The 22,204-nt window shown below is 62.9% G+C and carries 15 protein-coding genes; 6 read left to right on the forward strand and 9 right to left on the reverse strand.

Features of this window, described 5'->3' with window-relative positions; genetic code table 11:
• Nucleotides 1–142: 142 nt before the first annotated feature.
• The gene (locus tag IB279_RS22970) at nt 143–1,969 is read left to right on the forward strand and encodes a sensor histidine kinase (protein WP_113188774.1); all 1,827 of its coding nucleotides are present in this window, start codon (nt 143–145) and stop codon (nt 1,967–1,969) included.
• Nucleotides 1,966–3,327, forward strand: coding sequence for a sigma-54 dependent transcriptional regulator (locus tag IB279_RS22975; protein WP_192339842.1), 1,362 nt, complete (start codon nt 1,966–1,968; stop codon nt 3,325–3,327). Before IB279_RS22970 ends, IB279_RS22975 begins: the two co-directional genes overlap by 4 nt.
• A 75-nt stretch (nt 3,328–3,402) precedes the next feature.
• On the opposite strand, the gene IB279_RS22980 is transcribed toward IB279_RS22975, so the two are convergent.
• From IB279_RS22980 to IB279_RS22995, 4 genes are read right to left on the reverse strand one after another with little or no spacing between them, the layout of a single operon-like run.
• Nucleotides 3,403–5,004: an ABC transporter ATP-binding protein gene (locus IB279_RS22980; RefSeq protein WP_060518193.1), complete on the reverse strand. Its 1,602-nt coding sequence runs from the start codon at nt 5,002–5,004 to the stop codon at nt 3,403–3,405.
• Between the two features lies 1 nt (nt 5,005).
• Nucleotides 5,006–6,136, reverse strand: coding sequence for an ABC transporter permease (locus tag IB279_RS22985; RefSeq protein WP_034799617.1), 1,131 nt, complete (start codon nt 6,134–6,136; stop codon nt 5,006–5,008).
• Complete coding sequence (oppB, locus tag IB279_RS22990) at nt 6,129–7,052, reverse strand: oligopeptide ABC transporter permease OppB (protein WP_034799616.1); 924 nt, start codon at nt 7,050–7,052, stop codon at nt 6,129–6,131. The genes IB279_RS22985 and oppB overlap by 8 nt, the downstream gene beginning before the upstream one ends.
• A 54-nt stretch (nt 7,053–7,106) precedes the next feature.
• Nucleotides 7,107–8,705, reverse strand: coding sequence for a peptide ABC transporter substrate-binding protein (locus tag IB279_RS22995; RefSeq protein ID WP_034799615.1), 1,599 nt, complete (start codon nt 8,703–8,705; stop codon nt 7,107–7,109).
• A 760-nt stretch (nt 8,706–9,465) separates the two neighbouring features.
• On the opposite strand from IB279_RS22995, the gene fba reads away from it, so the two are divergent.
• Nucleotides 9,466–10,509 carry a class II fructose-bisphosphate aldolase gene (fba, locus tag IB279_RS23000; protein WP_034799614.1) on the forward strand — a complete coding sequence of 348 codons (1,044 nt, stop codon included), beginning with the start codon at nt 9,466–9,468 and terminating at the stop codon, nt 10,507–10,509.
• Nucleotides 10,510–10,652: 143 nt separating this feature from the next.
• On the opposite strand, the gene IB279_RS23005 is transcribed toward fba, so the two are convergent.
• Nucleotides 10,653–11,465: a MerR family transcriptional regulator gene (locus tag IB279_RS23005; RefSeq protein ID WP_060601409.1), complete on the reverse strand. Its 813-nt coding sequence runs from the start codon at nt 11,463–11,465 to the stop codon at nt 10,653–10,655.
• A 225-nt stretch (nt 11,466–11,690) separates the two neighbouring features.
• On the opposite strand from IB279_RS23005, the gene IB279_RS23010 reads away from it, so the two are divergent.
• Nucleotides 11,691–12,959, forward strand: coding sequence for a 4-aminobutyrate--2-oxoglutarate transaminase (locus tag IB279_RS23010; protein ID WP_034799611.1), 1,269 nt, complete (start codon nt 11,691–11,693; stop codon nt 12,957–12,959).
• A 257-nt stretch (nt 12,960–13,216) separates the two neighbouring features.
• Nucleotides 13,217–14,692 carry an NAD-dependent succinate-semialdehyde dehydrogenase gene (locus tag IB279_RS23015; protein WP_192339844.1) on the forward strand — a complete coding sequence of 492 codons (1,476 nt, stop codon included), beginning with the start codon at nt 13,217–13,219 and terminating at the stop codon, nt 14,690–14,692.
• Nucleotides 14,693–14,712: 20 nt separating this feature from the next.
• On the opposite strand, the gene fabI is transcribed toward IB279_RS23015, so the two are convergent.
• The 4 genes from fabI to IB279_RS23035 are packed head-to-tail and all read right to left on the reverse strand — an operon-like array spanning nt 14,713 to nt 19,891.
• Nucleotides 14,713–15,498 carry an enoyl-ACP reductase FabI gene (gene fabI / locus IB279_RS23020; RefSeq protein WP_034799607.1) on the reverse strand — a complete coding sequence of 262 codons (786 nt, stop codon included), beginning with the start codon at nt 15,496–15,498 and terminating at the stop codon, nt 14,713–14,715.
• Nucleotides 15,499–15,515: 17 nt separating this feature from the next.
• Nucleotides 15,516–16,700 carry an acetate/propionate family kinase gene (locus tag IB279_RS23025; RefSeq protein WP_192339846.1) on the reverse strand — a complete coding sequence of 395 codons (1,185 nt, stop codon included), beginning with the start codon at nt 16,698–16,700 and terminating at the stop codon, nt 15,516–15,518.
• 2 nt (nt 16,701–16,702) lie between these two features.
• Nucleotides 16,703–17,659 (reverse strand): phosphate acetyltransferase, encoded by a 957-nt coding sequence (locus tag IB279_RS23030; RefSeq protein ID WP_060518203.1) that lies wholly within the window; start codon nt 17,657–17,659, stop codon nt 16,703–16,705.
• A 15-nt stretch (nt 17,660–17,674) separates the two neighbouring features.
• Complete coding sequence (locus tag IB279_RS23035; RefSeq protein WP_090295859.1) at nt 17,675–19,891, reverse strand: DUF3141 domain-containing protein; 2,217 nt, start codon at nt 19,889–19,891, stop codon at nt 17,675–17,677.
• A gap of 358 nt (nt 19,892–20,249) precedes the next feature.
• Between IB279_RS23035 and htpG the strand changes: the two genes are divergently transcribed.
• Nucleotides 20,250–22,139 carry a molecular chaperone HtpG gene (gene htpG / locus IB279_RS23040; RefSeq protein WP_060586224.1) on the forward strand — a complete coding sequence of 630 codons (1,890 nt, stop codon included), beginning with the start codon at nt 20,250–20,252 and terminating at the stop codon, nt 22,137–22,139.
• The last annotated feature ends 65 nt before the right edge of the window (nt 22,140–22,204 follow it).

The raw sequence follows: 22,204 nt of genomic DNA on the forward strand, positions 1-22,204 counted from the left end.
CGCATTGTCAACAGATCGTTGACGACACCTAAAACTCGTCAACAGAAGCGAGTTCCAGCGGCGACTTGTGAGCCCTCGCCCCGATGCTTAAGATCGGCGGGCGGCATTTGCTGCAACGACGCGAGGAGGGGCGCGCATATCTGTGAAACATCGCTTGGTCCTTGCGTTCCTGCTGTTGCCGCTGCTTGCAGCCATGCTGGCATGGAAAGGCTATGCGGTCACGACCGACAGCTATTTGCGCGAGGCAGGTGCTCAGGCGACCACGGCGCTGCGCCTCGCCGTCACCGCGCTCGACGGCCACCTCAACCGCTACCAGGCGTTGCCGGCACTGATCGCGGATCATGACGATGTCCGCGAGCTCGTCACCCGCCCACGGGACCGGCGACTGCGGGAGGCCGTCGACAGCTACCTCAAGGACATCAACGGCCTGTTGCAGTCCTCGGACATCTACGTGATCACGCCGGATGGCAACACCATCGCCGCCAGCAACTATGACGGGCCGACGAGCTTCGTTGGGCAGAATTTCAGCTACCGGCCCTACTTCCAGGAAGCGCTTCGCGGCGAGCAATCGCGGTTCTATGCACTCGGAACCACGTCGTTGAAACGCGGCTACTTTTTCGGATCCCCGATCCGGGTCGGCAACGAGATCCGCGGCGTCATGGTGTTCAAGGTCGATGTCGAGCGCATCGAAGCGTCCTGGCAGGGCGGCGAGTACAAGATCTTCGTCTCCGACCCGGAAGGCATCGTCTTCATGTCCGGCGATCCGGAATGGCGCTACGCGTCGATCCTGCCGCTGACGTCGGACCGGCTTGCACGAACCGAGGCCTCCAGGCGCTACGCCGATGCGACCGTACATGCCCTTCCCGTGTCGGAGCGCGTTTCGTCCGACCGTCATTTCCTCACCGTCTCGGCCGAAAACTCAAGCCGCGAATACCTTATGCTTTCGCAGCGGATGCCCGACGCCGACTGGACGGTGAATGTGCTGGTCGACACCGCGTCGGTGCGAACACAGGCGCTGACGACTGTTATCGCCGCTCTGCTTCTGCTCTGCCTTGCCGGTCTCGGCGTCGCCATCATTCTCCAGCGGCGCGCGCGGCTCAACGAGCGCCTGTCGATGCAGGCGGAAGCACAGGCCGAGCTGGAACGCCGCGTAGACGAACGCACCGCCGATCTTGCCCGCGTCAACGGCCAGATCGAGGAAGAGATCGCCGAACGGCGGCTGACGGAGAAGCAACTGCGACGGACGCAGGCCGATCTGATCCAGGCCGGAAAACTGGCAGGGCTCGGGCAGATGTCCGCCGCCCTCTCGCACGAATTCAACCAGCCGCTCGCCGCCGCCAAGACCTATGCTGACAGCGCCGCACTGCTGATCGAGCGGGGTCGGTCCGACGAGGCGACGGACAATATCCGCCGCATCTCCGGGCTTGTCGACCGGATGGCGGCGATCAGCAAGCACCTGCGCAATTTCGCCCGCAAACCGAACGAGAAACTCGGGCGGGTCCCGGTCGAGGAAGTGGTGCGCGACACGATGGAGATCGTGTCGGTTCGGCTGAAGGCGGCGGCGGCGACCATCGACATCGATCTCGGCAACGAACCGCTCGTCGTCCGGGCCGGCTCGGTCCGCCTGCAGCAGGTGCTCGTCAACATCATTTCCAATGCCGCCGATGCCGTCGAGGGCCTTGACGACCGCACCATCCGCCTGCATGCGAAGCAGGAAGACGGCAAAGTCGTGCTGACCGTCAGCGACCGCGGCCCCGGCATTGCGCCGGCGATTGCCGAACGTATCTTCGACCCATTCTTTTCCACAAAGGGCGTCGGCAAGGGGCTGGGCCTTGGCCTTTCGATTTCCTATAACATTATCAAGGATTTCGGCGGAAGCCTTGTCGCCACTAACCTCGCGGAAGGCGGCGCCGAGTTCCGCATCGAACTCGCTGCCGAAAACAGCAATGCCCGGGAGGCCGCCGAATGATCGAGAGCCGGATCCTGCTCGTCGATGACGAAGAGGATGTGCGCCATTCGAGCGCCCAGGCGCTGGAGTTGGCCGGTTTCCGCGTCGATGCCTTCTCGGCCGCCGAACACGCGCTCGAATTCATCAGCTACAGTTTTCCTGGCGTGGTGATCAGCGATATCCGCATGCCGGGCATGGACGGCATGACCCTCCTGCAGCGCATCCGCGAAATCGATGCGGAGGTACCGGTCATCCTCGTCACCGGCCATGGCGATGTGCAACTCGCGGTCCGGGCCATGCGCGAAGGCGCCTATGACTTCGTCGAGAAACCCTTCGCAGCACAGATGCTCGCCGGCACGATCCGCCGGGCACTGGACTGGCGCGCGCTCGTTCTTGAAAACCGCCGGCTGAAGGCGGTTGCCGGCAAGCGCGACGACATCGAACAGCGGCTGCCCGGTCGAAGCCAGGTCATGGTCGACCTGCGCTACCGCATCCGCGCGCTCGGTGCGGCCGATGCCGATACCTTGATCATCGGCGATACCGGCGTCGGCAAGGAGGTGCTGGCCCGCACGCTGCATGATCTGAGCACCCGCGCCAACAGCCCGTTCATCGCTATCAACTGCGCCGCACTGCCCGAAAACCTGATCGAAAGCGAGCTCTTCGGCCACGAGCCCGGCGCCTTTCCCGGCGCCATCCGTCCACGCTACGGCAAGTTCGAACATGGTCGCGGCGGTACGATCCTGCTCGACGAGATTGGCTCGATGCCCTTCGACCTCCAGGCAAAGTTTCTGCGGGTGCTGCAGGAACGCGTCATCACCCGGCTCGGATCGAACGAGCAGGTCCCGCTCGACGTCCGTTTCATCGCCACCAGCAAGGTCGATCTCGAAAAGGAAGTCGCCGCCGGGCGCTTCCGGGCGGACCTCCTCTATCGCCTCAACGTCGCGACGCTCCGCGTCCCCTCGCTTGCCCAGCGGCGCGCCGACATTCCGCTGCTCTTTCTGCAACTGGTCAGGGAGTCGGCCGCTCGCTACGGCCGGGATGAGGTGGAGATCTCCCAATCGATGCTGGCCGAAATCGCCGAGCGCGACTGGCCGGGCAATGTGCGCGAGTTGCGCAATGCCGCCGAGCGGCTGGTGCTCGGGCTCGATGCGGCTCCCGACGACAGCGCGCGATCGGAAAACGGCAACCGCCTCGCCGACAAGGTGGCGGCCTATGAAAAAAGCCTCATCGCCAGCGCAATCGCCGCCCATGGCGGCGCGCTGAAGCCGGTCTACGAGACCCTCGGCATCTCGCGCAAGACGCTCTACGAAAAGATGCAGAAGTTCGGGCTCGACAAGAAACTCGTCGCTTCCGATTTCTCCGCAGAGAACGAGACCTGACGTTTCCGAGCCCGAGAACGGAAACGGGGACGCGATCGCTCGCGTCCCCGCCAAATTTTGAAGGCCTGTGCCTGCTCAAACGTTGAAGGCAGCGCCGATCAGCGTCTTGGTATAGGGCTGCTTCGGCGCCTCGAAGATCGCATCGGTCTCGCCTTCCTCAACAATCTTGCCGTTCTTCATGACGATCACATAGTCCGACATCGCCTTCACCACCGAAAGGTCGTGGCTGATGAAGATGTAGGAGAGCCCGTGTGAGCGCTGCAGGTCGCGCAACAGCTCGATCACCTGCCCCTGGACCGAACGGTCGAGCGCCGACGTCGGCTCATCGAGGATGACGACCTTGGGCTTCAGGATCATGGCACGAGCAATGGCGATGCGCTGGCGCTGGCCGCCCGAGAACTCGTGCGGGTAGCGGTTGCGGGAGGCGGGATCGAGGCCCACTTCCTTCAACGCTTCCGACGCCCGGCGGTCGCGGTCGGCGCGGGTGAGCTCGGGCTCGTGCACGTGCAGGCCTTCGGTGATGATTTCGCCGACGGTGCGCCGTGGCGAAAGCGAGCCGTAGGGATCCTGGAAGACGAGCTGCAGGGTGCGCCGCAACGGCCGCATCTGCCCGCGGTCGAAGCCGGAGATATCCGTCGTGCCGAAGCGGTAGTGGCCGCTGCTCGGCAGGAGCCGAAGAAGCGCGCGGCCGAGCGTCGACTTGCCCGAACCGGACTCGCCGACGACACCGATCGTCTGCCCTTCCTTCAGGCGCAGATTGACGCTGTCGACCGCACGGAAGACGGACTTGCCGCCGCGGAAGAGACCGCCACCGATCTGGTAGTCGACGCAGACGTCGCGACCTTCAAGAATGATCGGCGCACTGTCGGGCGGAGACGCCTTGCGGCCGCTCGGTTCGGCGGCGAGCAGCATCTTCGTATAGTCGGCCTGCGGCCGTTCGAAGATGTCGGTCGTCGTGCCCTTTTCAACCACTTCGCCGCGACGCATCACGGCGACACGGTCGGCGAAGTGTTTGACGATGCCGAGGTCGTGGGTGATCAGCACGATCGCCATGCCGAATCGCTTCTGCAGCGATTTCAGGAGATCGAGGATCTGTGCCTGGATCGTCACGTCGAGCGCCGTCGTCGGCTCGTCCGCAATCAGCAGATCCGGGTCGTTCGCAAGTGCCATCGCGATCATCACGCGCTGGCGCTGGCCGCCCGATAGCTCGTGCGGATAGCTGTCGATGCGGCGCGCCGGTTCCGGAATGCCGACGAGCTCCAGCAGTTCGAGCACGCGCGCCCGCGCCTGCTTGAACGTGCCGCCGCGGTGGTGAACGATCGGCTCGGCGATCTGGCGACCGACCGGATAGAGCGGATCGAGCGAGGTCATTGGCTCCTGGAAGATCATGGTGACCTTCGCGCCGCGGACCTGGTTCAAGGCCTTAGCCGGCAGTCCGACGAGCTCCTGCCCGCGATAGGTTGCCGAGCCGGTCACGGTGCCGTTCTTGGCAAGCAGACCCATGATGCCCATCATCGTCTGACTCTTGCCGGAGCCGGACTCGCCGACGACCGCGAGCGTTTCGCCGGTGCGCACATCGAGATCGATGCCCTTGACCGCTTCGACCGTGCCGTCAGGCGTCGAGAAGTTCACCTTGAGACCGCGAACGGCCAGGATGGTTTCCTTGGTATCTGCCATGTCAGCGATCCTTCGGGTCGAGCGCGTCGCGCAGGCCGTCGCCGACGAAGTTCAGCGAGAACAGCGTCAGGACGAAGAAGATGGCCGGGAAGATCAGAAGCCATGGCGCCGACTGGATGTTGTTTGCGCCTTCCGAGATCAGCGCGCCCCAGCTCGTCAGCGGCGCCTGAACGCCGAGGCCGAGGAAGGAGAGGAAGCTCTCGAGCAGGATCACCTTGGGCACGACGACTGTCACGAAAACGATGACCGGGCCAATCGTGTTGGGGATAATGTGCCGGCGGATGATCTGCCAATCTGTGAGGCCGAGCGCCTGAGCGGCGCCGACGAATTCTCGACGTTTCAACGCCAATGTCTGGCCGCGCACGATACGGGCCATGTCAAGCCATTCCACCGCCCCGATCACCAGGAAGATCAGGATGAACGAGCGGCCGAAGAACACGACGAGAACGACGACCAGAAACACGAAGGGCAGAGAATACATGATCTCAACCAGACGCATCATGACGTTGTCGACGCGACCGCCGATGTAGCCCGATGTCGCGCCGTAGACCACGCCGATCCCGAGAGACACGAGGCTCGCAAGCAGGCCGACGGCGATCGAGATCTGGCCGCCGAGCATGACGCGAACCAGGAGGTCGCGGCCGTTGGAATCCGTGCCGAAGGGGAAGTATTCCCGGTCGACCTGACCGGTCACCTTCAGCGTCTTCCCGTCGTTTTCCGTTGCCACCACCTGGGTGTCGCGGAATTCGTTGGCGCGGTCGAAGTAGCGCGTGGCGCGGGAATCGATCGGCTGTTCGGAAGTAATCGTCGCGGTGAAGGTTTCCCCCTCGAGATTGAACTCCTTGAGCGTGACGCGTGCCCGTGTGGCGACGCCTTCCATCACGTCCTGAAGCGTCGACGTATCTGGACGCGGCTCCAGGCTCGGGCTGATCGAGACGTAGGACGGAAACACCTGATCATAGGTGTGCGGGACGAAGAACGGGCCGAGGAACGAGAACAGCGCGATAAGCGCCAGCATGAAGCAGCCGGCCATGGCGGCGCGGTTGCGCTTGAAACGCATGGCGGCGAGCTGGAAGAGGCTGCGCCCCTTTGTTTCCGGCGTCGCCGCCGGGGTCTGGGCGATATCAGTCATGGCGAACCCTCGGATCGAGCAGGCCGTAGAGAATGTCGACCAGGAGATTGAAAACGATGACGAAGATGGCAACGAGGATAACTGTGCCCATCACCAGCGTGTAGTCACGGTTGATGGCGCCAAGGACGAAGTAGCGACCGACGCCCGGGATGGTGAAGATCGTCTCAACGACGGCCGAGCCGGTCAGAAGGGCCGCAGCACAGGGCGCGAGATAGGACACGACCGGCAGCATCGCACCACGCATCGCATGGGTAACGACGACCGTTCGTGATGGCAGGCCATAGGCCTTGGCCGTTCGGATATGGTCGGTATGCAGCGCCTCGATCATCGAGCCGCGCGTGAGCCGCGCAAAAACTGCAAGCTGCGGCAATGCCAGCGCGATCATCGGCAGGATCAGGAAGCGCAGCGATCCATCCCCCCAACCACCGGCCGGCAGCCATGCGAGCACGATCGCAAAGACCAGTGTCAGCACCGGGCCGACGACGAAGTTGGGCACGGTGACCCCTATCGTCGAAAACGACATGATGGTGAAATCGAGGACGCTGTTTTGCCGAAGCGCGGCAATCGTTCCGGCGGTGACGCCGCCGATCAGCGCAATAAGCAACGCGTAGAAGCCGAGTTCCATCGAATAGGGCAGACCCTTGCCGATCAATTCAGCGACGTTGTTGTCCTTGTAGACGTAGCTCGGGCCGAAGTCGCCGGTCACCGCATTGCTGAGATAGTGCGTGTATTGGCGCCAAAGAGGCTGGTCGAGCTGGTACGTCTTCATCAGGTTCGCCATCGTTTGTGGCGGAAGAGGACGCTCGAGGTTGAAGGGGCCACCAGGGGCGAACCGCATCAAGAAAAACGAAATGGTGACGACGATAAACAAGGTCGGCACCGCACTCGCCAATCGGCGAAGGATGAAGGAAATCATGGACGTGCTCCGGAGGCGACGCGCGACCTTATGACCGCGCGTCGTCTCTGTTCGTTATTCGGCGATGCTCAGGAACTTGCTGAGGTGCTCGTTCGGAGCATTGTCCGCCCAGCCCTTGACGCGGCTGGCAACCAGCCACAGGTCGGCCTGGGTCAGAAGCGGAGCGATCGGCTGTTCCTTCATCAGCAGCGCTTCGGCTTCATGCATCAGCTTCGAGCGAGCGGCCGGATCCTGCTCGTCGTAGGACTTCTTCATCAGGCCGTCGAACTCGGCGTTTTCGAAATGGCCGTAGTTGAAGGTCTTGTTGGAGCCGACGCTGAGCGCCAGGAAGTTCTCGGCATCCGCGTAGTCAGCCTGCCAGCCGGCGCGGGCAACGTTGAACTTGCCGCCTTCCTGCAGGTAGGCGTAGTGCGAGGACACGTCGAGGTTCACCAGCGACACCTTGGCGCCGAAGGTGTTCTTCCACATGTCGGCGACAGCCGTTGCGACGCGCTCGTGGTTCGGGTTGGTGTTGTAGCGCAGCTCGATGTCGAGCGGCTTGCCACCTTCGCCGTAGCCGGCTTCCTTCATCAGGGCGATGGCCTTGTCTTCGCGGTCGAGCTGCGACAGCGTGCCGAACTCGGCCTTGGACGGCTCACCGTAGCTCTCGATGCCCGGAGGAACCATCGAATAGGCGGGGAGCTGCGAACCGGCGTAGATTTCCTTGGCGAGGAAGTCGCGGTCGACGGCCATGGAGAGAGCCTGGCGGACGCGAACGTCGCTATAGGGCTCCTGGCGGGTGTCGAAGGCGTAGTAATAGGTCGCAAGCGACGGCGAGACATGGACCTGCTCGCCATAGGACGTGCGCAGACGGTCGATCTGGTCAGCCGAGAAGTTGTAGACGAGGTCCATTTCCTTGGCTTCGAAACGACGAACCGAAGCAGCCTGGTCGTCGATCGGGTAGAAGATGACCTTGTCGAGCTTGACGTTGGCCGCATCCCAGTAGTTGGCGTTCTTGACGACGGTCAGGCTGTCGTTCGGAACGTGGGCCTGCAGCGTGAAGGCGCCGTTCGATACCATGACGCCCGGCTTGACGAAGTCCGCGCCGTTCTTTTCGACGCTGGCCTTGCTGACCGGAAGTGCCGTCTGGTGTGCGAGCAGCTCCAGGAAGAACGGGGTCGGACGCTCGAGCGTGATTTCGACGGTCTTTTCGTCGATCGCCTTGATGCCGAGCTGATCGGTCGGCAGGTCGCCCTTGTTGACCTTTTCGGCGTTCTTGATCGGGAAGAGAATGTTGGCGTAGCCGGCAGCCGTCTTCGGATCTTCGACGCGGCGGAAGGAGAAGACGAAGTCTTCAGCCGTTACCGGCGAACCGTCCGACCACTTTGCATCGGCGCGCAGCTTGAAGGTGTAGACCGTGCCATCGTCCGAAAGCTCCCACGTCTCAGCAACACCGGGGACGATCTTGGCAGAGGCGTCATAGATCGTCAGACCTTCGTAGAGGTCCTTGAGGATGAACGCTTCAATGTTGATCGAGGTGTGGTGCTGGTCGAGCGTCTGCGGCTCACCTGCGTTGCCGCGATGCAGGACAGCTTCGGCAAGTGCCGGGCTTGCTCCGATGAGCAGCGAGCCAATCAGCGCGGCAGCGCGGAGGTTGAGTTTCAGTGATGCCATTTTGTTTCTCTCCTTCCCCTTGTTTTGGGTTTGTGATCGCAGGAGAGAAGTGCAAATCGTTCGCGAACGCAAGGCGGATTCTGCGGCTGTCTGCATCTTTATCTATAGGAGGGGAATCGACCTATCCCATAGGTTGTATTTTGTTTGCGATTCTTTTCGTCGCCTTTGCGACGGGCATATGACGTGAACAGGGCATTTTTGCGAAATCTACTGCAACGTTTTAGGTCCGCGCTTTTTGTCGGCCGGATTGGGCCTCGAATCATCCGCGATGCAAAGTTTGTGAATTTTAGCGGCAGTTTACGTAATCTGCGCAAAGAAAGAGGGGCGTTGCCGCAATCTTCTTGCGAGACGTTCACCTCCTGTCGACAGACTGTTTCCGAGAGGGCATCCACCGCGGTGGTGTAGCAGACAAAACCAGCGCCCAATGGTTGCATTCACTGCCCTCGACTCCCCCTCCTCTCAGGCACCACCAGAAAGTGAAAACACTTCACACTGAAGGTGTTGCATCCAGTCCACAGTAAAATCGATTGAAGCGAGTTTCGACCTCTGGCAACCTGCCTTTTGCCCGGTTGTCAAACCACTTCGATGAACTATTGTGCGCCTGACTTCGGTGGGCGCGACCAATTCGCGCGCGCCGTCACGCCTCACGAAAAAGCCGGCCATCGACTTTGCCATCGATGCATTTCGTGCGGTTCAACGGCCGGATTGTTTTTGTAGTGCGCCGCATAGGTTGCACCGAGTATCCAAAGGGAGATAGCGAATGGCATTGATCACATTGCGGCAACTGCTCGACCATGCGGCGGAGAACGACTACGCGCTGCCGGCGTTCAATGTGAACAATCTGGAATACATTCAGGCCGTCATGCGCGCCGCCGATGCGACCGACAGTCCGGTCATCCTTCAGGCAAGCCGTGGCGCCCGCTCCTACGCCGGTGACGCGTTCCTGCGCCACCTCATCCTTGGCGCGGCGGAAGAATACCCGCATATCCCGGTCTGTTTGCACCTCGACCACGGCGACCAGCCGTCGACCTGCATTTCGGCCATCACCAACGGCTTCACCTCCGTCATGATGGACGGCTCGCTGGAGAAGGACGGCAAGACCGTTGCCAGCTATGAATACAATGTCGCCGTCACCGCAGAAGTCGTGAAGATCGCGCATGCGGCCGGCGTTTCGGTTGAAGGCGAACTCGGCTGCCTCGGCAACCTCGAAACTGGCGCCGGCGACAAGGAAGACGGCCACGGCTTCGAAGGCAAGCTGTCGCGTGAAGAACTGCTGACCGATCCGGAGCAGGCGCTCGACTTCGTCACCAAGACCGGCGTCGACGCACTGGCCGTCGCGATCGGCACCAGCCACGGCGCCTACAAGTTCACCCGCGAGCCCGATGGCGACATCCTGTCGATCGAAACGATCGCCAAGATCAATAAGAAGCTGCCGAACACCCACCTCGTCATGCACGGCTCGTCGTCGGTGCCGAAGGATCTGCAGGATCTCTTCAACACCTATGGCGGCAAGATGAAGCCGACCTGGGGCGTTCCGGTCTCGGAAATCCAGAAGGCGATCCCGCTCGGCGTTCGCAAGGTCAACATCGACACTGACCTGCGCCTCGCCATGACCGGCACGATCCGCAAGAACTTCGCCGAGAACCCGGAAAACTTCGACCCGCGCACCTACCTGAAGCCGGCAACCGCGCTGATGACCGAAGTCTGCAAGGAGCGCTTCGAAGCCTTCCGCACCGCTGGCAAGGCCTCGAAGATCCGCACGCTGCGCCTGCCGGAAATGGCAAAGCGCTACGCGGCCGGCTGATCCGACAATCCCTCCCCGCTCCGGGCCACCGGATCGGGGAGCAGACGGCTTGCCTAGGCTCACAACACCGATCGGCGCGCGGTTCTATTCGCACCGCGCGCCGATTTCGTTTCAATTGGGAATGCCGCGTGATCGGCCGACGATTAGAACGTCGGCGGCGTGTTGACCCAGAGCAGCACGGTTTCGCCGTCATGCCGGTTCGTCCAGGCGTGTCGCCTCTTGCTCTCGAAATAGAGCGAGTCGCCGACACCGAGATCGTAGAACTGGTCGCTGTCGAGAATGAACTCGACGCGGCCGGAAAGCACATAGACGAACTCCTCGCCCTCGTGCCCGTAGGCGCCTTCGCTGGACGCGCCCGGCTCCAGCACGAAGCGGTGGCAATCCATCTGGTTGCGGCCATCGGCAAGCAGTTGCACCGTGACGCCGGGGGTCGTGCGCGGCCATGTCCGCCATTCGCCGGCCCGAACGACGGCGCGCGTATCCGCCTCCTCTTCACCAGCAAGGCTGGAAACGGTGGTTCCGAAGAATTCCGCGATGTTGTGCAGCACAGCGACCGAGACGCCCTGCGACGTGCGCTCCAGCGTCGAGAGCACCGAGGCGGCGATGCCGATCTCGCCGGCGACCTGCTCCAGCGTCTTGCCGGCGGCGTGCCTGAGGCTGCGTAGCTTGCGCCCGATCTGGTTTTCAGGCCCGTCGCTCGTCGCCGATGGGGGCTGGTCGTCCGCAGCCCCTTCGGCGTCCAGCGCTTCACGGATCGCAGCCGGATTGAGACCACGCTCGGCCCGGAACCAGGAGATGCGCTTCAACCGGGCAAGATCGTTCTCGGTATACTGCCGATGCCCCGTCGGCGAGCGCTCGGGCACGACGAGACCTTGCGTCTCCCATAGCCTCAGCGTCGAGGCGGAAACCCCCGCCAGTCGCGCCGCTTCAGCGACCTTGTAGCGCACTGCGCCCATTCCAATTTCCCTTTACCGCCCAGCGGCGCTGCCCGAATCCTTGCAATTCCGGCGTGTCCGCAACCTTAGCCGCCGTGATCGAGATCTGACAAGAACGGCGCATCAGCAACCGTGGTGTCTCGATCACCAAATTTGATTTGCAATCGACAGTGAAAGGTGTACCACTTCCACAATAAACTTGCAGAAAAAATGCAATATATTAACTCCAGACGACAGGAACGCGCCATGACCAGCCTCCCCGACCGCAAGAACGCCGCCATCTCGCGCGGCGTCGGCATGACCACCCAGATCTACGCCGACCGCGCGGAAAATTCGGAAATCTGGGACAAGGAAGGCAATCGCTACATCGACTTCGCCTCCGGCATCGCGGTCGTCAATACCGGCCATCGCCACCCGAAGGTGATCGAGGCGGTCAAGGCGCAGATCGATCGCTTCACCCACACCTGCCACCAGGTCGTTCCCTACGAATCCTACGTGCATCTCGCCGAGCGCCTCAATGCACTGACGCCCGGCGACTTCGCCAAGAAGACCATCTTCGTGACCACCGGCGCCGAAGCCGTCGAAAACGCCGTCAAGATCGCCCGCGCCTCGACAGGCCGTCAGGCGGTTATCGCCTTCAGTGGCGGCTTCCACGGCCGGACCTTCATGGGCATGGCGCTCACCGGCAAGGTCGTTCCCTATAAGGTCGGCTTCGGCGCGATGCCGGGCGACGTCTTCCACGCCCCCTTCCCGATCGAATTGCACGGCGTCACCACCGAACAGTCGCTCGCTGCGCTGAAGAAGCTCTTTGCCGCCGACGTCGATCCGGGTCGCGTCGCCGCGATCATTCTCGAGCCCGTGCAGGGCGAAGGCGGCTTCTATCCGGCGCCTGCCGCCTTCATGAAGGCGCTGCGCGAAATTTGCGACCAGCACGGCATTCTCTTGATCGCCGACGAAGTTCAGACCGGCTTTGCCCGTACCGGCAAGATGTTTGCCATGGACCACCATGATGTCGCGCCCGATCTCATCACCATGGCGAAAAGCCTTGCCGGCGGCTTCCCGCTTGCCGCCGTTACCGGCCGCGCCGAAGTCATGGATGCTCCAGCGCCGGGCGGCCTTGGCGGCACCTATGGCGGCAACCCACTCGGCATCGCCGCAGCGCACGCCGTCCTTGACGTTATCGCTGAGGAGAAGCTCTGCGAGCGCGCCGAGCAGCTTGGCGGCCGGCTGAAGCAGCGGCTTGCCGCAATCCGCGAGCAGGCGCCCGAAATCGCCGACATCCGCGGCCCCGGCTTCATGAACGCCGTCGAGTTCAACGACGTGAAGACCAACCTGCCGAGCGCTGACTTTGCCAACAAGGTGCGCCTGATCGCTCTGGAAAAGGGCCTGATCCTGCTTACCTGCGGTGTACACGGCAACGTCATCCGCTTCCTGGCGCCGATCACCATCCAGGACGAAGTCTTCGCCGAAGCGCTCGACATTCTCGAAGCGTCGATCCTCGCAGCGCGTGCTTGACCCTCGACCGGGCGACCAGCAACGCGGGTTGCCCGGTGCATAATTCCTCAATTCAGGATCGACTTGAGGGCAAAATTATGCAGCAATTCAAAGTGCTATGGCGGCCTTAGCGCATCCTGAGGGATGCGCGGCGCTGTAGGTGCTGCGCGCCAATTCAGACGCGCAATGCTCGGGTGCCGGGATTGATCGGCACCCGCAAGAACAAGCAAAAGCGGGCCTGCCGTCTCGCGGCAGGCCATCGCCGGAGGATGCCCGCCATGACCTTGACCCCCGCCTTGACCAAGCACTTGCGCGACGCCGACCTGTTCGCTTCGCTTCATTCCATCCCCACGGCCGGCAAGAATTGGGCTGGCGCAACCTTCGACGTCTTCAATCCATCGACCGGCGAAAAGCTGGCGACGCTGCCGGATATGGGCATCGACGAAGCCCATGCGGCAATCGAAGCTGCGGCCAAGGCGCAAGTTCTCTGGGCGGCAAAGCCTGCCAAAGACCGCAGTGCCGTGCTTCGCCGCTGGTACGACCTGATCGTCGCGCATGCCGACGACCTTGCAGCCATCCTGACGGCCGAGATGGGGAAACCGATTGGCGAATCGAAGGGTGAAGTGCTGCATGCCGCGGCCTATGTCGAGTGGTATGCGGAAGAGGCGAAACGCATCTATGGCGAAACCTTCCCCGCCCCGGCCAACGACCGCCGCATGCTTGTGATTAAGCAGCCCGTCGGCGTCGTCGGCACGATCACGCCATGGAATTTCCCGGCCTCGATGGTCGCCCGCAAGATCTCGCCGGCGCTAGCCGCCGGCTGCACCATCGTGCTGAAACCCGCCGAACAGACACCGCTCGTTGCCGGCGCGATGTTCGTGCTCGCCGAAAAGGCAGGCTTCCCGACCGGTGTCGTCAACCTGCTCTATGCCGCGGAAGGCGCTGCAATTGGCCGCGAACTTTGCAGCAACCCGAAGGTGCGCAAGATCAGCTTCACCGGTTCGACCGAGGTCGGGCGGCTGTTGATGCGACAATGCTCCGACCAGATCAAGAAGGTCAGCCTGGAGCTTGGCGGCAACGCCCCCTTCATCGTGTTCGACGACGCCGACATCGACGAGGCGGTCGATGGCGCCATCCAGGCGAAGTTCCGCAATGCCGGCCAGACCTGCGTCTCGGCCAACCGCATCTATGTGCAAGCGGGCGTGCACGACGCCTTTGCCGAAAAGTTCGTCAGGCGCGTCGCCGAGCTGACTGTCGGCGACGGTTTCACGCCTGATATCACCATCGGCCCGATGATCGACAAACACGCGATCGAAAAGATCGAGGCCCATGTCGCCGACGCCGTTTCGAAGGGTGCCAAGGTGCGCGCCGGCGGCCACCGGATCGGCACGTCCGGCACCTTCTTCGAGCCGACGGTGCTAACAGGCATTTCGACAGACATGCGCGTCGCCCAGGAAGAGACCTTCGGTCCGATCGCCCCGATCATCCGCTTCGAGACCGCCGAGCAGGTGATCGCCGAAGCCAACGACACGATCTACGGTCTTGCCGCCTATTTCTACGCCGAAAATCTGAAGCGCGTCTGGCATGTGGCCGAGGCGCTCGAATACGGGATGGTCGGCATCAACACCGGCCGCATGTCCTCCGAAGCCGCGCCCTTCGGCGGCATCAAGCAATCGGGCATCGGCCGCGAAGGCTCCCGCCACGGGCTCGAAGACTATCTCGAGATGAAGTATCTCTGCATGGGCAATATCTGACCCATGCGGAGACCCGGCGGTTAGTCGATGATGTGGTAGCCGCCGTCGACATAAAGCACCTGGCCCGTGATCAGGCGGGCGGCGTCATGCGCAAGGAAGGCGGTGGCCGCGCCGACGTCGTCGATGTCAATCAGCTCGCGGCTCGGCGATTTGACCTTGGTCTTTTCGAGCAGCGCGTCGAATTCCGGAATGCCGGAAGCGGCGCGCGTCGCCAGCGCGCCAGGCGAAATGGCGTGCACGCGGATCCCCTTCGGGCCGAGTTCGGAGGCGAGGTATCGGACGGCACTTTCGAGTGCGGCCTTGGCGACACCCATGATGTTGTAGTTTTCCACCACCACCTGTGAGCCATGATAGGTCATGGTGAAGAGCGTGCCGCCGTTCTTCATCAGCGGCTCGGCGAGATGCGCCATGCGGATGAAGGACCAGCAGGAAATGTCCATAGTCTTCAGGAAGCCCTCGCGCGGGACATCGACGACGCGGCCGCCGAGCGTATCCTTCGGCGAAAAGGCGATCGAATGGACGACAAAGTCGAGTTCACCCCAGGTCTTCTCGATCTCCTCGAACACCGCTTCCATTTGCCCTGGCACGGCCACGTCGAGCGGCAGGAAGATCGGCGCTTCGATTTCACGCGCCAGGGGTTCGACGTGAGGTTTCGCCTTGTCGTTCAGATAGGTGACCGCCACCTCCGCCCCGAAGGCGCGGAAGGCACGGGCGCAGCCCCAGGCGATCGATCGATCATTGGCAATGCCGACGATCAGGCCCTTGCGGCCGTCCAGAAGTTTGGCCTTTGCGACAGGAATGGACATCAATTGTCTCCGATGGATCAGGCTGCGCGGGTTTTAAGCAGTGCAAGCGTGTGGCGGGCGATCATCAGTTCCTCGTCGGTCGGGATGACGTAAAGCGCAACGCGGCTCGAAGGCGTCGAAATCAGCGTCGCGCCGGCCTCGTTGGCGGCTGGGTCGAGTTCGGCCCCGAGCCAGGCGATGTTCTCGGCGATGCGGGCGCGGATCTGTGCGGAGTTCTCCCCGACGCCCGCCGTGAAAACCAAGGCGTCTATGCCACGGAGCGCGGCTGCAAGCATCCCGACATTGAGCCCTGAGCGATAGACGAAGTGGTCGATGGCGAGCTTGGCATGGGGGTCTGCGCTTGCAAGCAGGTCGCGCATGTCGTTCGACACGCCGGAGAGCCCCTTGAGGCCGGCCTCGTGGTAGAGCAGGTCGGAAACGGCCTGGGCGCTCATGCCGCGCTGCAGGATCAGATAGAGCACGACGCCTGGATCGAGCTGACCGGGCCGCGTTCCCATCGGCAGGCCGTCGAGCGCGGTGAAGCCCATGGTGCTCTCGATGCTGTGACCATCGCGCAAGGCGCACATAGAGGCGCCGCTGCCGAGATGGGCGACGATGACGCGACCACCTGCGACCGCAGGCGCCACATCCCGCAGACGCTCTGAAATGTACTCATAGGAAAGGCCGTGGAAGCCGTAGCGCCGCACACCATCCTCATAGAAGCTGCGCGGCATGGCGTAGCAGCTCACCTCTTCCGGGTGTCCATGATGGAAGGCGGTATCGAAACAGGCGACCTGCGGTACATCCGGATTGATCGCCATCGCCTGACGGATCGGAGCAAGATTGTTGGGCTGGTGCAGCGGTGCCAGATCCTGGTAGCTCGCGAGGCGATCAAGGACGTTCGCATCGATCAGCACCGGCGCCGCATAATCGGGGCCACCATGTACTACGCGATGGCCGACCGCCCGTAAGGTGAAGCCTTCGAGCGTCATCAACCAGTCGCGTGCCGCCGCGATCGCCGCCGGCAGATCGCCAACGACGTCGGCATCATAGCTCTTGTCGATCAGAATGGTGCCGTCGGCCGCTTTCGCCTGCAGGCGGGGACGCGTGCCGATGCCACCGATCTGGCCCTTGATCTGGCGTTCGAGCCCTTGATCCGTGATCCCGAAAACCTGGAACTTCAAGCTCGATGAGCCGGCGTTGACGACGAGAAGCGCATCCATGGTCATACCGCCGCAACTTGCGAGGTCCGCCGGCGCGCCGCATAGAGCGCGGCGACCGCGCAGGAGGCGAGGCGCGTGCGCACGGAGTCCGCCCGCGACGTCAGCACGATGGGCACGCGCGCTCCAAGCACGATGCCGGCAGCATCGGCATGGGACAGGAACGTCAGGTTCTTGGCGAGCATGTTGCCCGCCTCAAGGTCCGGCACCACCAGAATCTGGGCGCGGCCGGCCACGGGCGACGTGATGCCCTTGATCCTTGCTGCCTCCGGGTCGATCGCGTTGTCGAAGGCAAGCGGACCATCGAGCAGGCCGCCGGTGATCTGGCCGCGTTCGGCCATCTTGCAGAGTGCTGCCGCCTCGATCGTTGACGGGATCTTCGTCGTTACCGTTTCGACCGCAGAAAGAATGGCGACGCGCGGCTCGCCGAGACCGATCGTCACCCAGAGATCGATGGCATTCTGCACGATGTCGCGCTTGGCTTCGAGGTCGGGAAAGATGTTGATGGCGGCGTCTGTGATGAAGAGCGTCTCTGAATGCCCCGGCACGTCCATGATGAAGACGTGGCTGATCCTTCGATCGGTCCTGAGCCCGGTCGCTGACGCCGCGACCTCCTTCATCAGTTCGTCGGTATGCAGGCTGCCTTTCATCAGCAGCTCGCCGCTACCCTCGCGGATCATCGCCACCGCTTTCGCCGCGGCCGCATGGCTATGCGGCGCGTCGACGATCTCGCACCGACCGAGGTCGAGGCCGTGTTCGGCGGCCACGCTGCGGATCTTTGCCTCTGGCCCGACGAGAACGGGCGCGATCAGCCCCATTTGCGCGGCCTCCAACGCACCGCGCAGAGAGGTCTCGTCGCAGGGATGCGCGACAATGGTGACCGCCGGCGTTTCGTCTCGCGCGGTGGCAATCAGGAGATCGTATTTGGACTGCTCAATCGGCAGTTCGGTTACCTCGGACACGTCGATACTCCCCCATCAGGTAGCGGTGCGATTGCGAATGATCTTGCCCGCCGCGATCGGAACCGGCGGCTCGCTGTCCAGGCGGAAGAGCGCGGCAACCTGCTGCAACCGCTCGGCAGCCACGCCCGTCACGGCTCCGGATGCCTCCAGTACCTCACGAAGGGCCGTAAAGGCACTGCGACGCTCCTCGACCGCCTCCGGTAGCAGCTTCGGAAGAGCGGCGAGCGCCGCAGCCTCGTCGATCAGCAGCATGAAATACTGCTCCCGCATAACGGTCTTGAAGTCGGCCAGGCTCAGTTGCTTTGCTTCCGGATGGGAAAGCCGGAGCCGGCGCACAGCCTCGAAGCCGCGTTCGTCCGCGCCTCCGCGCGCCATGCCGACGAAGGTCAGGGCTCTGGCAAGACCTTCACAGGTTCCGCCCACGGCCATTCTGGCCTTGAGTTCGGCGATCCGCGCCTTGACGAGCTCGCGGTGCAAGAGGCTCTTCTCCGCTTTGCGCGGCGGCTGGTCCGAGTTGGTGTCGATGCCGAGCGCCGCTTGCAGGGTCGGAGCGCCGTAGATGGCGTGGAAGCTTTGCTCCGAAAGATATTCAGCCGTCCGTCGCCAGGTCTCTAACCCGTCCACGATCTGCTGCGACAGCGCCTCCTGCCAGGCGATGAACGGGTTGCCGGCGGCAGCAGGTTCGCGGTTTTCACGGACATAGTCCGCGAGCGCCGACGTCCAGGCCATGAAGGGGTTGTCGGGCCCGAAAAGCGCGTATTGCAGACGCAGCGGGTGCATGTTGCGCATCGCCTCCGCCACGGGCGGCGTTGCCGCTGCCTTGACCATCGGCTGCAGATAGGTGCGATAGAGCGCCAGATTGATCTCCGAAAGCTTCGCCGCGGTGGCGAAACGCCTGTCATCCTCGATGTCGTTGCCGCCAAGAGCGCGGATGTCCTCGAGGGTGCGCGGCTCGCAGCGCATCAGCCATTCTCCGGAGACGAGCGCCCTGCCCTCGGCCGCCTCGTTCGCCGGCGTCAGCACCGCCTCGTAAAGCCCAGGCGGCAGCACGTCGATCAACTCGATGTTGGAGGCGAATTCGTCATGTTCCTTCCGCGCGACGCCGGCGGAGACGAAAATGCCGAGATGTCCCACCGTCTCGTGGACGGTGTAGACGATCGTCTGGCCGTAGGCCCGGATTTCGTCGACGCTGTCATAGAGGTCGAGGATCCAGTCGAGCGCCTGCTGCGGCGGGGTGATGTTATCGCCCTTGGAGCAGAAGACCACGATCGGCGAGCGGATGTTGCGAAGGTCGATCGCCGTGCCGTCCGATGTTCGGATTTCGCCCGCGGCAAGCTTGTTGCCCACGAAGAGTTCGTCGACGATGAACTGCATCTCCTCGGCATTGAGCGTGACGTGGCCACCCCACCAGCGTTCGAACCCGAGGTAGCGCGCGGCTTCGGTGTCGATCTTCGAATAGAGATTGTATTGCTTGGTCCAGAGGGTGTTGGCCGGATTCTGGTTCTCGAAATTCTGTACCAGCCAGGCACCGTCGAATATGCCGCCGCCGAGGTCGCCGGTCAGCGCCGTCAGCCAGCTGCCACCGAGAAGCCCGCCGGAATAGCGCATCGGGTTCTGCCCGTGCACGCCTGCCCAATAGGACAGCGGCGCGCCGGCAATGATGATCGGGCCGAAGAGTTCGGGACGCAGCGCGGCGACGATCGTGACCGCCCAACCCGCCTGGCAGTTTCCGATCACACAGGGCTTTCCGTCCGCTTGCGGATGGCGGGCGATGACGGTTTCGAGAAAGCCGGCTTCGGCCAGTGCGATGTCCTCGATCGTTTGTCCAGGAACCGGATCCGGCAAGAAGCCGATGAAGTAGCAGGGATGGCCCGCTTTCAGCGCGACACCGATTTCACTGTCGGCCTTGAAGCCGCCAATGCCGGGGCCGTGGCCGGCCCGGGGGTCGACGACGACGAAGGGACGCTTGGTCGGATCGACCGTGACGCCCTCGGGCGGAACGATGCTGACCAGCGCATAGTTCACCGGCCGGGCGAGCGTGCGCCCATCGGTAACAAGCTGGGCCTCGAACTCCAGCACGTTCGGCGCGGTCTGCGTGCGATGTTCCTCGTATTGCGCGCCGCGCTGACGCATGACATCGAGAAAAAGGATCGAACGTTGCCAGGCATCGAGCGAAAAGGAATAGGCATCTGCGAAAGTCGGGATTTTCGGGCTCGTGGAATGCTTGGGCATGATGTCCACTCCTCGGTGCGATTGAAGGTCAGCCCCGTCGCCAAGGCCAATAGAGCAACGCAATTTGTCGCGCATTGACCTTAGTCAAATCGACTGGCGGCAGAGCGCGATATGAACTCGGCATGATGACCCAGGACCATCTGTCCGGGTCGCAGGAACATAACAGCGGAGTGTTACGGCGACTTGTCGCCCTTGCGAATTCCTCGCCTTCGACCCCGTTGAAGAAGCATCGTTTCGCTGGTGTTGAGTGATCTTTCGCAGTGCAGCATTGTCCAGAAATGGGGAGTGCGCAAGTCGGGCCTTGAAATTCAGGACACAGCTTGCCAATTGGGGCGAAACCCAAAGGAGTTGCCAGGCAATGAGCGAAACCGAAATGTCCGTAGAGAAACATGTCTTCGAAGCCGATGTGGCGCGACTGCTCCATTTGATGGTGCATTCGGTCTATTCCGACAAGAACGTCTTCCTCCGCGAACTGATTTCGAACGCGGCGGATGCCTGCGAGAAGCTGCGTTATGAGGCGATCGTCTCGCCGGAGCTTCTGGCGGGCGACCCGACCCCGCGCATCACCCTGACGCTGGACGAGGAAAACAACCGGCTCATCGTCGAGGACAACGGCATCGGCATGGGTCGCGACGAGCTTGTCGAAGCGCTCGGCACCATCGCCCGCTCGGGCACACGCGCCTTCATGGAGCGCATTGAAGCCGCCCAGGGCAAGGAGGGCGCGCAGCTCATCGGCCAGTTCGGCGTCGGCTTCTATTCCGCCTTCATGGTCGCCGACAAGGTCGATGTGGTCTCGCGCCGCGCCGGCTCGGAGCATGCCTTCCTGTGGTCGTCCGACGGCAAGGGCAGCTACACCGTTTCCGCAGCCGAACTTGCGGACGCCCCGGCGCGCGGCACACGCATCACGCTGCACCTGATGGAAGACGCCAAGACCTACACGTCGCGCTGGACCGTCGAGCGCATCGTCAAGGACCAGTCCGGCCACGTGCCGGTGCCTATCTCGATTCTCGAAAAGCCCGATGCCGAGCCTGTCCAGGTCGGGGACGGCACCGCGCTCTGGACCAAGCAGAAGAGCGAGATCAGCAAGGAAGACTATGCCGATTTCTACCGCGGCGTCGCCGGCCAGTATGACGACCCAGCGCTGACCGTGCATTTCCGCGCCGAAGGCCGCCATGAATATACGGCCCTTGCCTTCGTGCCCGGCTCCAAGCCATTCGATCTGTTCGACCCGGACCGCAAGGGCCGGATGAAGCTCTACGTCAAGCGCGTTTTCATCACCGACGAAGCGGAATTGCTGCCGCGTTACCTGCGTTTCGTGCGCGGCCTCGTCGACACGTCGGACCTACCGCTCAACGTTTCGCGCGAGATGATCCAGGAAAGCCCGCTGCTCGCCAGCATCCGCAAGGGCGTCACCAATCGCGTGCTGACGGCGATCGAGAAGCTTGCGGAAAACGAGACAGAGACCTTCGACAAGCTCTGGGAAAACTTCGGCAGCGTGCTGAAGGAAGGCATCTATGAGGATTACGAGCGCCGCGAGCAGCTGGTGGCGCTGTCGCGCTTCCGCACCACTACTTCGGATGCGAGCCAGCGCAGCCTTACCGATTACGTCAAGGACATGAAGGACGGCCAGTCGGCGATCTATTACTTGACCGGTGACAACCTCGCCCAGCTCAAGGCCTCACCACAGCTCGAAGGTTTTCGCGCCCGCGGGATCGAGGTGTTGCTGTTGACCGATCCGGTCGACAGCTTCTGGGTGACATCCGCGCCCGATTTCGACGGAAAACCGTGGAAGTCGATCACGCAGGGTGCGGCCGATCTCAGCGCCATCGCCAAGGCCGAGGGGGCCAAGGAAGAAGCGCCGCAGGCCAGCCAGCTGGTCATCGACTTCGTCGCGTTCGCCAAGGAGACGCTCGGTGCGTCCGTCTCGGACGTGCGCACCTCCGACCGCCTGACGGAAAGCGCCGTTTGCCTGGTGGCACCCGAACACGGCCCCGACCGCCAGCTCGAAAAGATGCTGCAAGGTGCTGGCCGTCTCGACGACGCCCCCAAGCCGATCCTTGAGATCAACCCGAGCCACGCTCTGATCACCGCCATGGCCGCGAGCCCCGCCGGCGATACGGCGTTCCGCACGGACGCCGTCCAGCTCCTGCTCGACCAGGCGCGCGTGCTCGATGGCGACAAGCCGCAGGACCCACGCGGCTTCGCCGAACGGCTGTCGCGCGTCTTTGATCGCGCCCTCAAGGCTTAACAAGGAAGCCCTGGAAATCTCGCCGATTTCCAGGGCTTTCGCTATTTTCTTCAGGTCACGCCTCA

The sequence above is a fragment of the Ensifer sp. ENS06 genome, from assembly GCF_014852205.1.
Lineage (GTDB): Bacteria > Pseudomonadota > Alphaproteobacteria > Rhizobiales > Rhizobiaceae > Ensifer > Ensifer adhaerens.

Excerpts from the sequence above, each read along its gene's own strand:
- fba (WP_034799614.1), top strand. The coding sequence starts at position 9,466 with ATGGCATTGATCACATTGCGGCAACTGCTCGACCATGCGGCGGAGAAC.
- fabI (WP_034799607.1), bottom strand. The coding sequence starts at position 15,498 with ATGTCCATTCCTGTCGCAAAGGCCAAACTTCTGGACGGCCGCAAGGGC.
- IB279_RS22975 (WP_192339842.1), top strand. The coding sequence starts at position 1,966 with ATGATCGAGAGCCGGATCCTGCTCGTCGATGACGAAGAGGATGTGCGC.
- IB279_RS23015 (WP_192339844.1), top strand. The coding sequence starts at position 13,217 with ATGACCTTGACCCCCGCCTTGACCAAGCACTTGCGCGACGCCGACCTG.
- IB279_RS22985 (WP_034799617.1), bottom strand. The coding sequence starts at position 6,136 with ATGACTGATATCGCCCAGACCCCGGCGGCGACGCCGGAAACAAAGGGG.
- IB279_RS22980 (WP_060518193.1), bottom strand. The coding sequence starts at position 5,004 with ATGGCAGATACCAAGGAAACCATCCTGGCCGTTCGCGGTCTCAAGGTG.
- oppB (WP_034799616.1), bottom strand. The coding sequence starts at position 7,052 with ATGATTTCCTTCATCCTTCGCCGATTGGCGAGTGCGGTGCCGACCTTG.
- IB279_RS23010 (WP_034799611.1), top strand. The coding sequence starts at position 11,691 with ATGACCAGCCTCCCCGACCGCAAGAACGCCGCCATCTCGCGCGGCGTC.
- IB279_RS23025 (WP_192339846.1), bottom strand. The coding sequence starts at position 16,700 with ATGGATGCGCTTCTCGTCGTCAACGCCGGCTCATCGAGCTTGAAGTTC.
- IB279_RS22995 (WP_034799615.1), bottom strand. The coding sequence starts at position 8,705 with ATGGCATCACTGAAACTCAACCTCCGCGCTGCCGCGCTGATTGGCTCG.
- htpG (WP_060586224.1), top strand. The coding sequence starts at position 20,250 with ATGAGCGAAACCGAAATGTCCGTAGAGAAACATGTCTTCGAAGCCGAT.
- IB279_RS23035 (WP_090295859.1), bottom strand. The coding sequence starts at position 19,891 with ATGCCCAAGCATTCCACGAGCCCGAAAATCCCGACTTTCGCAGATGCC.
- IB279_RS23005 (WP_060601409.1), bottom strand. The coding sequence starts at position 11,465 with ATGGGCGCAGTGCGCTACAAGGTCGCTGAAGCGGCGCGACTGGCGGGG.